Here is a 12,188-nt window from a genome sequence, read left to right as displayed (position 1 = left end):
GTCAGGCCGCCGAGGCGTCTGATGGTACTGAAACGGGTTATACATGTCATCCGCCGGAACCGGATCCTTTCGCACGCGCGGCATGCCAATCCTCGGCAATCAGCGCATAAAGCAGGTGATCACGCCAGGCGCCGTTGATTTTCAGGTAGCCGTTCAAGTATCCCTCACGCCGAAAGCCGACATTTTCAAGGAGCCGCTGGCTCCTTGCATTATCGGGAATACAGGCCGCCTCTATCCGGTGCAACCGCATACGGTCAAACACATGGGGAATGAGACATTTAAGTGCGTCCCGCATCAAGCCCTTGCCTGCGTGCTGCTCGCCCATCCAGTAGCCCACTGAGCAACATTCCGCTGCCCCCCGCCGGATCGAACCCAGCGTCACGCCACCGACAAGGCGGCCATTCGTCTTTTGAAAGATAAACAACGGCAGCGCCAATCCGGCCTCCCGATCGGCATCGTAACGGCGGATTCGATACCGGAATGCCGGGCGGGTCAGGTCATCGTCCGACCAGCGCGGTTCCCACGGCGCCAGAAAGTCGCGGCTTGCCGCGCGAAGCTGGCTCCATTCGGCAAAATCACTGGACAGCGGGTGGCGCAGGTAGATGCGCTCCCCGTCTATCCGGAATTCTTCCTGGGCCCGGCCGCGGAATCGAAATACCGGAGGCGCCATGGCAACCTCGAGGCTTTACTCGGCCGCGGCGGTACGCCCGCCGCGTTGGCCAAGTGCATGTGCCATGTCGGGAAGCGGCAGAAGTTTGTCGATCGGCCCAATTGCCGACACTGTGATCGGGGTTTCGAAGAACAGCTTTCCGGCAAGATCGGAAAGCCGCTTTGGTGTAATGTTGACCAGCCGCTCCATCAACTCGATATTGCTGACTGGACGGCCGAACAACAGCATCTGGCGGGCAATCTGGCTGGCTCTGGCCGCCGGGCTTTCCTGCGCCATCAACAGGCCTGAGCGGACCTGTGCCCGCGATCGGTTGATTTCCTGTTCCTCAACGCCATCGGCCGCTTTGGCCAGTTCGGTGAGAATAACCGGAACCAGTTCTTCCAGATCCTCGGCACCGGTTGCGGCGTGAACGCCGAACAGACCCGAATCCGAAAAGCCCCAGTGAAAGGCGTAGACGGAGTAACAAAGCCCGCGTTCCTCACGGACCTCCTGGAACAGACGCGACGACATGCCGCCGCCCAAAATGTTGGCGAGCATTTGCGAGCAATAGAAGTCGCGAACCTGATAAGCGCGGCCTTCAAAGCCAATCATAACCTGGGCGTCCATCAGGTCGCGGCTCTCGCGGTAATCCCCGCCGGTGTAGATTGCTGTCGGAATGGCGCGCAACTGGGTTCCAGTCGGCTTGATCGACTTGCCAAAACGCTCGTCGACAAGTTTGACGAAGGCGTCATGATCGACCGCGCCGGCGGCGACAACCACCATGCGGTCACCGGTATAATGCCGGGCAAGATAATTGCGGATCTGCGCAGTGGTGAAGGCCTTGACCGTCTCGGGCGTGCCCAGAATCGGCCGTCCGATAGTCTGATCGCGGAAGGCGGCCTCGGCGAATTTGTCATAGACCACATCGTCCGGCGTGTCGTTGGCAGCACCGATTTCCTGCAGGATCACGTGTTTTTCGCGTGCCAGCTCATCTTCGTCAATAATCGAATTGGTCAGAATGTCATGCAGGATGTCCACGGCCAGCGGCACATGGTCCTTGAGCACGCGGGCATAATAGGACGTGGTTTCTGTCGACGTCGCGGCGTTGACTTCACCACCGACATTTTCGATCTCTTCGGCGATCTGGCGCGCGGTGCGTTTATGGGTTCCCTTGAACGCCATGTGCTCGAGCAGATGCGCAATGCCGTGCTCGTCGGCGGTCTCGTCACGGGACCCGGACTTCACCCAAACCCCCAGAGCGACGCTCTCGAGATGGGCCATCGTCTCGGTCACGACGGTTACGCCGTTGTCGAGAGTTGTTGTTTTGACTTTCATACGTGTCACTTTCCTCGGGTCACCGTGCAGCCCGCGTCAGGGACAAGATATGGGCTTCCACCTTGTCCTGTTCACTCGGCAACACGCTGAACCGTTCCTCCCGTTTCATCAAATCAGAGAGCCACGACGGGAGCGCGGGGTCAATACCACAGGCTTGTTTTACGGCGTCCGGGAACTTTGCCGGATGCGCTGTCGCCAGCGTTATCATGGGAGCGGAGGGTTTTTCCACCCTGCCTGCGACATGGAATGCCACTGCAGTGTGTGGATCAAGCACATATCCGGTTTCGGCCTGGACATCGCGGATGGTCGCCTTGACCTGGCGCTCGCTGGCGCGGCCGGCGCGGAATTCCTTGCGGATCGCCTTGAGTGCTGTCTCGTTGATGTCGAAAGCGCCCGATTGCTTCAGGCCCGACATGGCCCGGCGCACGGTTTCGGCGTCACGGTCGCTGGCTTCAAACAGCAGCCGTTCGAAATTGGACGATATCTGGATGTCCATCGACGGCGAGGTGGTCGGGCTGACGCCGCGCATCTCATAGCGGCCGGTGCGCATGGCGCGTGCCAGAATGTCGTTTTCGTTGGTCGCGATCACCAGTTTGGCGATCGGCAGTCCCATGCGCTTGGCGCAATAGCCTGCAAAGACATCGCCAAAATTGCCAGTGGGAACCGTGAACGAGACTTTTCGGTCAGGGGCGCCAAGCGAAACGGCAGCGGTGAAATAATAGACGATCTGGGCCATGATCCGCGCCCAGTTGATCGAGTTGACGCCGGACAGGCGCACCTGATCACGGAACGCGCCATGATTGAACATGGCTTTGACCAGATCCTGGCAATCGTCGAAATTGCCCTTGAGCGCCATGGCATGCACATTGGCGGCCTTGGATGTGGTCATTTGCCGCTGTTGAACCGGCGAGACCCGGCCTTCGGGAAACAGGATGAAAATGTCGGTGCGGTCACGCCCGGCGAACGCATCGATTGCAGCGCCGCCTGTGTCTCCGGATGTGGCGCCGACGATTGTCGCGCGTTCACCGCGGTTGGCCAGAACATGGTCCATCAGCCGTGCAATCAACTGCATTGCCACGTCCTTGAAGGCGAGCGTCGGGCCGTGAAACAGCTCGAGAACGAATGAGTTTGCACCGCTTTGCACCAGTGGCGCGACCGCCGGATGCCGGAAGGTGGCATAGGCCTCATCGATCATGGCGCGCAGTGCGTCGGCCTCGATTTCACCCGCGGTGAACGGTTCCATGACGCGGAACGCAATCTCCTGATAGCTTTGGCCGCGCATCGCCCGGATGTCCTTCCGCGTGAATGTTGGCCACTCACGCGGAACATATAGCCCGCCGTCGCGGGCAAGGCCGGCCAGGAGTGCATCGCTGAAACCAAGTGCTGGGGCTTCGCCCCGTGTCGAAATATAGTCCACAGACATGTTCCTCGATGGTGGACGCGGATCGCGCAAGATGAGATAAAGCCGGTCGAATTCTCGCCGCGCGGCTGATATAGACCATGGGCGGTCGTCATGCAAAGGCTAGACGACGTCTGCAATATTCGCCCACGGGCGTTGTGTGAATGAAGGTAGGTATATCGTGTCAAAAAGATTGTTGCGTTTCATCCCGGTTCTGATTGGTGCCGCCGCGATTGCCGGTTGCACATCGTCTGATCCGCGCGCCGTTCTCAATCCCGGTGTCTCTGATCAGCAGACTGCGGTAGATCCGGCGACTAATTTGCCAGTGGTGCAAGGGGCCTGTCCGCAGATAATCCTGCGTGAAGGCACCGCCTATTACACGCGCTACGCCAAGGGCGGCGATGGTGATGCCACCAAGGTCATGCACCAGGCTTCGATTACCGACACCACGCGGCAATGCCGGATCAGCGGCGATCAGATGATTATAACGGTTGTCGCCTCCGGCCGTGTGGTTTCAGGGCCGGCAGGCAAGGCAGGAACTGTCGAGATCCCGGTTCGCGTCGCCGTAGTTGATGGCGAGACGGTGCTTTATTCGGAACTGCAGAAACAGCCGGTCATCCTGCTTGAAGGCATGCCGGCCGAGCAGTTCATATTCACCAATGCCAGTGTTGCATTCCCGGCCAGCGCGGCGAGCTCGGCCAAGCTCTATGTCGGTATCGATCCGGGGCCGTACAACACACCGTAACGGCGATTTTTTCAGATCAGTTCGGACCATCCAGCCAGCGCTTCAACGGTGGCCGGAAGTTCGGCCATACGCCGGATCACGGTCTCGGCGCCAGCTTCAGTCAGCTTGTCGGCGTGACCGGGATAGCTGTGCGAACCGCCGGTGAAACCCACCACGCGCATGCCCGCAGCAATTGCCGCGTGGATCCCGTGCACGGAATCCTCGATCACCAGAGCCTTGGCCGGGTCGACATCGAACTGCTTGGCACCGTACAAAAACACGTCCGGCGCCGGCTTGGTGCGGCCTTCGCCTACTTCCCGCGCCGAATAGACATGCTCGCCAAACAGCCGATCAATCCCGGTGCGCGCAAGCATCATTTTAAGACGCTTCAACTCGGAATTTGAGCAGATGCAGCGGGGTCCGGGGATACGCGAGATTGCCTCGATTGCACCGTCAATGGCAACAACTTCCGATGCGAGCCTCTGGTCGAGCAACTTGTCGGACGCATCAAGCAGTGTGGCTGAAAAGGGAATGCTGGATTCGCGCTCGACCTCGAACAGCGTGTCTTTCCAGGTCAGGCCGGCGAAGCGCTCGGCCACATCTTCCGCGCTGATCGGAAAGCCGGCCTCGGTCAGAAGCTTCGATTCAACCTGCGCTGCGATGATCTCGCTGTCGACAAGGACGCCGTCGCAATCAAAAATGATAAGGTCGAAACCGGGCATGGAACTGCTCCTGCAATTTTTGGGTCGGTGTGTTGGGGAAACGCCACGGGACCTACAGCATGCCCGTACAGCAGGCAAGAGATGCAACGCCAATCGCCCGGGTGCGACCGATATTCGGGGTTGAGGGCATCAATATTGTTGGCATTTGAAGTGAAACGGATCCCGCCGGAAGGCTGACAAAACATCAGGATCTGGGTGAGCAAGCCCCTGTGAATTTTGCTCAGGCACAAAAACAACACGGTCATTTTTAGTCATTCACCAGATGTTTACTCTGTTCGGTAACCATAAGGATCAGTTGTTGCGTATGTGTAGAGTGAGTATCCCATGGCCCGATCCGTTTCGCTTTCTGAAGTCCACACCACCGATGCCGCACGTCAAACCTGGCTCGACACCATCATCAAGGGGGACTGTGTGGCAGCGCTTGAAGCGCTCCCGGCAAATTCCGTCGATGTGATTTTTGCTGACCCGCCTTACAATCTGCAGCTCGGCGGCGACCTTGCCCGTCCCGATCAGTCGATGGTGGATGCCGTCAATGATCATTGGGATCAGTTCGACAGCTTTGCCGCCTATGACGCCTTCACCCGTGCCTGGCTGCTGGCCTGCCGCCGGGTGCTCAAGCCCAACGGCACCATCTGGGTGATCGGCTCCTATCACAATATTTTCCGCGTCGGCACACAGCTCCAGGACATCGGTTTCTGGCTGCTCAATGACATTGTCTGGCGCAAGACCAATCCGATGCCGAATTTCCGTGGCCGCAGGTTTCAGAATGCCCATGAGACCATGATCTGGGCGTCGCCCGATCAGAATTCCAAAGGCTACACATTCAATTATGAAGCCATGAAAGCCTCCAATGACGATGTGCAGATGCGATCGGACTGGCTGTTTCCGATCTGCACCGGAGGCGAGCGCCTCAAAGGCGACGATGGCAAGAAGGTCCATCCGACTCAAAAGCCCGAAGCGCTGCTGGCGCGTGTGTTGATGGCGTCCTCCAAGCCTGGCGATGTGGTGCTCGACCCGTTCTTCGGATCCGGCACAACCGGCGCGGTGGCCAAACGTCTTGGCCGTCACTTCGTCGGTATCGAGCGAGAGCAGGTCTATATCGACGCGGCACAGGCCCGGATCGACGCCGTCGAGTCGTTGGGCAAGAACGAGCTGACGGTGATGACCGGCAAGCGCGCCGAACCGCGGGTGGCCTTCAATGTGCTGATCGAGGCCGGCCACGTCAAACCCGGCGACGTCCTGCACGATGCCAAGCGCAAGCATCAGGCGATTGTCCGCGCCGACGGCACGCTGGTTGCCAACGGCACGGCGGGTTCGATCCACAAGATCGGCGCCGTTGTGCAGGGGTTCGATGCCTGCAACGGATGGACCTTCTGGCATCTCGAAACGCCGGACGGCCTCAAGCTGATCGATGATTTCCGCACCACAATCCGTCTGGAGATGGCGCACGCGGGGTAATTTCCAGCATCCAGATCCGGCGGGCGTCAAGTACCTTCAGTCACCGCCGGTCCTGCAGCGCCCGGGATGTTTCATAGCATCCCGGGCGTTATTCGTTTGTGCCCAAGCGCCGTGCGGCGCGGTGCTTGAAAACCGGCCCCTGAGTGCCGACGGTGCAACATTCCAGTCTGAACAAATTCAGTCTGCCGTTCTTTTTATGTGAACTGAACCAAACCCGTTGCCAAACGTTCTCTCAGGCAAGTCAGACTTGCGTAACCAGCGCTGCGAGTTCAGCGGATCTAAGAGGAGATAGTGGCATGGGTGAAATGATCGACAAGACCAAGGCAGCCGGTAACAAGGTTGCCGGCGCAACCAAAGACGCTGTCGGCAAGGCAACCGACAACAAGAAGCTGCAGGCGGAAGGCAAGGCGCAAAAGGCAAAAGGCACCGTTCAGCACGCATCAGGCTCTATCAAGGGCGCTTTGGGTGACAAGGTTTGACATTTAGACTTGTTTCCTTGCCAACTGGTCGCGGCCCGATTGGGCCGCGGCCTTTTTCCCTTTTACGGTGAGGTTGATCATGAAACCGCAGACGGCTCTCACCAATCCCGACATCGCAACGATTAAGCGCGTCTTGATTGGAATTTTCATTGTCATCGTTGCCCAGGTGTTGTTCGTCGCCCAGGATGTCGTCATGCCGATGGTCCTGGGCGTGCTGATTGCCCTGACCTTGAGGCCGGTTGTGCGCTTTGCCGAAAAACGCGGTATTCCCTCGGGAATTTCCGCCGTTTTGATTATCGTGTTCCTCGCTGGTGGACTCGGGTTTGGCGCCTATTCGCTGTCGGGACCGATAACAGACCTGATTTCATCCGCACCTGAAACGGCTATCAAGGTCAGGGCAAAATTTGCCGAATACCGCGATGAGATCGAAGCCGTGAAGGAAGCGAGCGAACAGGTCGAGACATTGGCGCAAGGCTCGGGTACAACCGCAGCCCAAAAGGTTGTCGTCCAGCAGCCGGCCTTGCTCGCCTCCGCTGCATCCAATGCATTCAGTGGTCTCACAACTTTTGTGGTTGCCTTGATCCTTGCATTGTTCCTGCTCTCGACCGGCACGCTGTTTTACGAAAAAGTCGTCGGCATCATGCCCTTGATGAGCGAAAAAAAACGGGCATTGCGTGTGATCTATGACGTTGAGCGGCAAGTCTCGCGCTATCTGTTCACGATAACCGTTATTAATGCTGGCCTGGGCGCGGTCATCGGCACCTGTCTGTGGCTTTACGGCATGCCAAACCCCATCATGTGGGGCTGCATCGCGGCGATCCTGAATTTCCTCCCGTTTATCGGGGCCTGGGCGGGTGCAGCGGCGGTCGCTGCCACAGCGATGGTTGTCTATCCGACGCTCGGAGCGGCACTGGTTGCGCCAGCCATTTATTTTGGTGTCACGACCCTGGAAGGCAATTTCCTGACTCCGATGATCGTAGGCCGCAGGCTTGAACTCAACATTGTCGCCGTGTTCCTGACCGTCACTGTCTGGGGTTGGCTGTGGGGTCTGGTGGGAGCGCTGATGGCTGTGCCGATATTGGTGGCGATCAAGGTGCTGTGCGACAATTTTGAATCGATGAACGCCTTTGGTCAGTTCCTGTCAGGGCGACCGGCAATAGAGGACGCGGACGTTGTTGAAGAGGGCAGTGCCGGCTGATCAGAAAATGCCGGATGGAACCATTTTGCGGCTCGTGTGTTTGTCACACGAAGTACAACAACGCAGGATGCTTTTGCCATGGCAATTTCAACTCTTCTCATCATTATTCTGATCGTTCTTCTGATCGGTGCGGTGCCGTCGTGGCCGCATGCGCGCAGCTGGGGTTACGGCCCGTCCGGCTTTCTGGGACTGGCACTTTTGATCGTCATTGTGCTTGCACTGACCGGCCGCTTCTGACGCACATGCGTCACTTCAAAAGAGCTACAGCGTCCTTTGCGCATCCAATTGGATACGGGGCGCTGTAATTGGTTCAACGGTGCCCGGTCGCGTCAAGCGGCCGGGCACCCAGATCGCAATTTGCCGGTAATTTGCCGGTCAGGCCGAGATCAGACGCGTCACGTCCTCCCGCAGTGTTTCGGGATCTGTGAACAGCACCGACTGCCATCCCGCTGCAATGGCGCCGTCGACATTCTTTTGGCTGTCGTCAATGAACAGGCAGGCAGCCGGGTCCAGATCGAAACTCTTCGCATGGGTCTCGTAGATCGCCCGGTCCGGCTTGATCAATCCGATCTCGCCCGACACCGTCACCCCGCGCGGAACCTTCAGGAACGGGTATATCTCGCGTGCCTGCTTGAAGGTGTCGGCGGCGAAATTGGTCAGCATGGTCACGTCGCGTCCCTGCTGGATCAGGTCGAGCATGAAATCGACGCTGCCATCATAGGCGTGACTGACCATTTCATGCCAATGGGTGCGAAACGCCCGGATCAGATCCGCCTTGTCGGGAAACTCTTCAATCAGCAGCGCCTCGGCATCGGCCCAGCTGCGTCCGCGATCCTGTTCCAGATTCCATTCATGGGTGCACACCGTGGCGAAGAATTCGTTTCGCTCGGCCTCGTTCGGAATCAGACGGCTGAATGGAGTATTCGGATCGTAATGGATCAGGACTTTGCCGATATCAAACACAATGTGGCGCACGGGCCGGGTGGTCTCACTCATGTCTTGCCTTTTCTAAACAGCGCAGGGAAGGCGGCGCTAAGGGCCTTCTTCATCAGGGTTGGCAGCGCTTCGCCGGGCAGCGAATCAGCATCGCTCCACCAACCTTGATGATCAGCGGCGCTCGTAACAACCGCATGAAACACCTCCAGTCGCAATTCAAAATGTGTAAACACATGTGTTATGACGCCCTTGTGCTGCCACTTCGCAGCGAATGGAGCCGAATTCGCGCCTGTTTCGCCATCCGCCCGTACAGTCCAGTTGGTGGTCGGAACCCCGGTCATGCCGCCGAGCAGGCCCTTGTCCGGACGCTTGACCAGTAGCACTGACCCATCGCCGCGTTCGGCCACGAAGGCAGCGCCAAGGCGGACCGGCTTTGACTTTTTTGCGGGCTTGACCGGAAACTGCTCCTGTCTGCCGGAGGCACGGGCCTGGCACATCTCATCGATCGGACATAAGGCGCAGGCCGGACGCTTCGGCGTGCAGATGGTTGCGCCTAGATCCATCAGTGCCTGGGCGAAATCACCCGGTCGTTCATTCGGGGTGGCAAGAGCCACGGCGGCGCGAATTTCTGTTTTGGCGGCGGGTAGCGGTGTTTCAATCTGCAGCAGCCGCGTGAACACCCGTTCGATGTTTCCGTCCACCACTGCCGCCGGTTGGTCGAAGGCGATCGCAGCTATTGCCGCCGCCGTGTAGGGGCCGATGCCAGGCAGGGCGCGCAAGCCGTCTTCGCTGTCAGGAAAGCGCCCGCCATGCTCGCTCGCCACCACGTCGGCGCATTTTTTCAGATTGCGGGCGCGCGAATAATAGCCCAGCCCCGCCCAGGCCTTCATCACATCTTCGGTGTTGGCGGCGGCCAGGTCCGTCACGGTCGGCCAGCGCGTGGCGAAGGCCTCGAAATAGGATTTTACCGACTGCACAGTGGTTTGTTGCAGCATGATCTCGGACAACCAGACCCGGTAGGGATCGGCTACCACGCCACGTTCCCGTTCAGCCGGGCTGACCCTCCATGGCATAGCGCGCGCGTGCCGGTCGTACCAGGCAAGCAGCAAATCCGCCAAATCAGGATCAGGCGTAGTCTTTGAGGGCTTTGCAGATGACATTGAACTCATGGGGCGGTGCTAGGGGCGGGAATGACAGCAATTAGGGCGCGCCGCAGTGAACGCAAGCCGGGATCATGTCGTGCCGGTCGCCGAGGCGCAATCCGCCCCACAGGTTTTCCCGTGATCATGCGCTGGTTGCCGTTGTCTGGCAAAACGCTTGATCGGGTACTCGACTTGCTCAAACGAAAAGGCAGCGCCCGCATTGATCGGCGCTGCCAATTCGACCGATCCGGGATCGGCAGACTGGCATCCCGCCAGGGACGCCAGCCAAGTTCGTGGTTCAGTCCTGAGACTAGACCCTGCCGCGGCCAGCCAGGAACCAGATGATCAAACCGATCACCGGCAGCAACAGGATGACCAGGATCCACAATATCTTGCGGCCGGTCGAGCCGCCGCCCTTGATGATCTGGAGGATCGCCCAGATGTCGAGAACCAGAATGATGATGCCCAGAATTCCGCTGTATTCAAAACCCATGTCAAAATCTCCAAATATGGTCGCGCCGAACCGCGCTGAAATGTTGCGTTGCATTTAACAAACTGTTTTGTCCGGAAATGGTTCCATCAGGGGAGGGGCGCGCTTTCCATCATCGCCATTTCGCGCTATCGATCACCAGACAAGGTCTGGCCGGGCGATGTGCCGGCTGACATTTGAACAAAGGCAGAGCTGTGGCCAAGCCAAGCCATTATCGCAAGACATTCCAGATCGCGGAGATCGCCAACGGGCTGATCGATCCGATTCTGTCCAAGCGCGCCGGAATCAACACGCTGTTGCTCGCTTCCTGGGATGAGATCGCCGGTGAGCAATTTGCCGGCTGCTCGCGTCCCGAGCGTATCCGCTGGCCGCGCCAGGACGGACCGGATGAAGCCGGCGGCGGGTTTTCGCCGGGCCTGTTGACCATTGCCTGCGAAGGCGCGCGTGCCTTGTTTCTGATGCACCAGGAAGCCGAGCTGATCTCCAGGCTCAACAGCTTCTTCGGTTTTCGTGCCGTCTCGCAAATCCGTATCGTCCAGAAGGCGATTCATGTGCCGACCCGCAAGCCCAAAAGCCGCCCGCTCGACAGCGCAGAAAAGCACCGTCTCGCGGATTTGCTGGCCGATGTGGAGGACCCGAAGCTGCGCGAGTCGCTGGAGCGATTGGGCGCAGGCGTCATCAGCCGTCAGCCAAAACGCCAGCCGTGATCACGGCTCAGTGAACATGGGGCACTTGTTTGGCCACATTTCACGTTATAGGAGTTGGGTAAGACTGGCGTTCGCTGTAACAATATGGACGCCGGGCGCGGCCAGTATGCTGAACGGGATGACCGAACGGATTTGGATGCGTGTCGTAGCAATTTAGAGAGAATGGGTGATTTGATGTTCCGTTTGACGTCCCGATTGACTGCCGCCGCGACGGTATCTCTGCTCGCGCTGACATTGACCGCTTGTTCGGACTCGTCTGACCAGACCACGCAGGCTTCCGACAGTGCCGCTGCCGTTGTTTCGACCGAAACTGCCGCCGCCGGAGTGACATCTGAAATCACCGGAGCCATCGAAGCCGCTGTTGAAGCCCCCAAGGCTGATGGCGATGTCGATATGGCCAAGGTGCTGGAGCAGGGGTCGCTCAAGGATATGGTACTTGGTGAAGAAACCGCACCGGTCACCATCGTTGAATATATGTCGATGACTTGCCCGCATTGCGCTTCGTTCCACGAAGAGAATTTCAAGCCACTCAAGGAAAAATACATCGACAGCGGCAAGGTGCGCTTCATCCTGCGCGAATTCCCGTTCGATCCGCGCGCCGCAGCCGCCATCATGCTGGCGCGATGTGCGCCCGAAGAGCGGTTTTTCCCAATGGTAGATGTCCTTTTCCAGCAGCAGCGCACCTGGGCGACAGCGCCTGATGGACGTGAAGCCTTGCTGCAAATCGCCCGTTTGGCCGGTTTTACACAGGAGTCCTTCGAGGCTTGCTTGACGAACCAGAAGCTTCTGGACGATGTGAATGCAGTCAGAACCAAGGCCGCCAATGAATTTGGGGTGCAGTCTACCCCGACCTTCATCATCAACGGCAAGCGGTATCCGGGGAACATGTCGATTGAAATCATGTCGGCAATCATCGACCCGCTGCTTTAAGCGGGTCAAACACATCAAT

14 protein-coding genes are annotated in these 12,188 nt (G+C 58.6%); 7 read left to right on the top strand and 7 right to left on the bottom strand.

Features of this window, described 5'->3' with window-relative positions; all coding sequences use genetic code 11:
* Positions 1–46: 46 nt before the first annotated feature.
* From IMCC20628_RS13730 to thrC, 3 genes are read right to left on the bottom strand one after another with little or no spacing between them, the layout of a single operon-like run.
* On the bottom strand, positions 47–670 hold the full coding sequence (locus tag IMCC20628_RS13730; protein WP_047030685.1) for a GNAT family protein: 624 nt from the start codon (positions 668–670) through the stop codon (positions 47–49).
* Between the two features lie 15 nt (positions 671–685).
* The gene (locus IMCC20628_RS13725) at positions 686–1,984 is read right to left on the bottom strand and encodes a pitrilysin family protein (RefSeq protein ID WP_047030684.1); all 1,299 of its coding nucleotides are present in this window, start codon (positions 1,982–1,984) and stop codon (positions 686–688) included.
* 19 nt (positions 1,985–2,003) lie between these two features.
* Positions 2,004–3,401 (bottom strand): threonine synthase, encoded by a 1,398-nt coding sequence (gene thrC, locus IMCC20628_RS13720; protein WP_047030683.1) that lies wholly within the window; start codon positions 3,399–3,401, stop codon positions 2,004–2,006.
* A 163-nt stretch (positions 3,402–3,564) separates the two neighbouring features.
* Between thrC and IMCC20628_RS13715 the strand changes: the two genes are divergently transcribed.
* Positions 3,565–4,128, top strand: coding sequence for a hypothetical protein (locus IMCC20628_RS13715; RefSeq protein WP_245307780.1), 564 nt, complete (start codon positions 3,565–3,567; stop codon positions 4,126–4,128).
* An 11-nt stretch (positions 4,129–4,139) separates the two neighbouring features.
* On the opposite strand, the gene IMCC20628_RS13710 is transcribed toward IMCC20628_RS13715, so the two are convergent.
* Positions 4,140–4,829, bottom strand: a complete 690-nt coding sequence (locus IMCC20628_RS13710; RefSeq protein ID WP_047030681.1) for an HAD family phosphatase — start codon at positions 4,827–4,829, stop codon at positions 4,140–4,142.
* Between the two features lie 324 nt (positions 4,830–5,153).
* Between IMCC20628_RS13710 and IMCC20628_RS13705 the strand changes: the two genes are divergently transcribed.
* From IMCC20628_RS13705 to IMCC20628_RS24745, 4 genes are all read left to right on the top strand, one after another.
* The gene (locus IMCC20628_RS13705; protein ID WP_047030680.1) at positions 5,154–6,287 is read left to right on the top strand and encodes a site-specific DNA-methyltransferase; all 1,134 of its coding nucleotides are present in this window, start codon (positions 5,154–5,156) and stop codon (positions 6,285–6,287) included.
* Positions 6,288–6,583: 296 nt separating this feature from the next.
* On the top strand, positions 6,584–6,766 hold the full coding sequence (locus IMCC20628_RS13700; protein ID WP_047030679.1) for a CsbD family protein: 183 nt from the start codon (positions 6,584–6,586) through the stop codon (positions 6,764–6,766).
* Positions 6,767–6,845: 79 nt separating this feature from the next.
* Positions 6,846–7,964 (top strand): AI-2E family transporter, encoded by a 1,119-nt coding sequence (locus IMCC20628_RS13695; RefSeq protein ID WP_052766428.1) that lies wholly within the window; start codon positions 6,846–6,848, stop codon positions 7,962–7,964.
* Positions 7,965–8,042: 78 nt separating this feature from the next.
* A complete protein-coding gene (locus IMCC20628_RS24745) occupies positions 8,043–8,201 on the top strand; it encodes a DUF3309 domain-containing protein (protein WP_047030677.1) in 159 nt (52 codons plus the stop codon).
* A gap of 138 nt (positions 8,202–8,339) precedes the next feature.
* On the opposite strand, the gene IMCC20628_RS13685 is transcribed toward IMCC20628_RS24745, so the two are convergent.
* The 3 genes from IMCC20628_RS13685 to IMCC20628_RS13675 form a co-directional block, all read right to left on the bottom strand.
* Complete coding sequence (locus tag IMCC20628_RS13685; protein ID WP_047030676.1) at positions 8,340–8,960, bottom strand: HAD family phosphatase; 621 nt, start codon at positions 8,958–8,960, stop codon at positions 8,340–8,342.
* Positions 8,957–10,060, bottom strand: a complete 1,104-nt coding sequence (mutY, locus tag IMCC20628_RS13680; RefSeq protein ID WP_047030675.1) for an A/G-specific adenine glycosylase — start codon at positions 10,058–10,060, stop codon at positions 8,957–8,959. The genes IMCC20628_RS13685 and mutY overlap by 4 nt, the downstream gene beginning before the upstream one ends.
* Before the next feature lie 292 nt (positions 10,061–10,352).
* Positions 10,353–10,535 carry a PLDc N-terminal domain-containing protein gene (locus IMCC20628_RS13675; protein WP_047032575.1) on the bottom strand — a complete coding sequence of 61 codons (183 nt, stop codon included), beginning with the start codon at positions 10,533–10,535 and terminating at the stop codon, positions 10,353–10,355.
* Between the two features lie 191 nt (positions 10,536–10,726).
* Between IMCC20628_RS13675 and IMCC20628_RS13670 the strand changes: the two genes are divergently transcribed.
* Positions 10,727–11,239, top strand: a complete 513-nt coding sequence (locus tag IMCC20628_RS13670; protein WP_047030674.1) for a DciA family protein — start codon at positions 10,727–10,729, stop codon at positions 11,237–11,239.
* Positions 11,240–11,413: 174 nt separating this feature from the next.
* On the top strand, positions 11,414–12,169 hold the full coding sequence (locus IMCC20628_RS13665; protein WP_047032574.1) for a DsbA family protein: 756 nt from the start codon (positions 11,414–11,416) through the stop codon (positions 12,167–12,169).
* Positions 12,170–12,188 lie beyond the last annotated feature (19 nt).

This window comes from Hoeflea sp. IMCC20628 (assembly GCF_001011155.1).
Lineage (GTDB): Bacteria > Pseudomonadota > Alphaproteobacteria > Rhizobiales > Rhizobiaceae > Hoeflea.
This window is presented reverse-complemented; position numbering and strand designations above follow the sequence as displayed.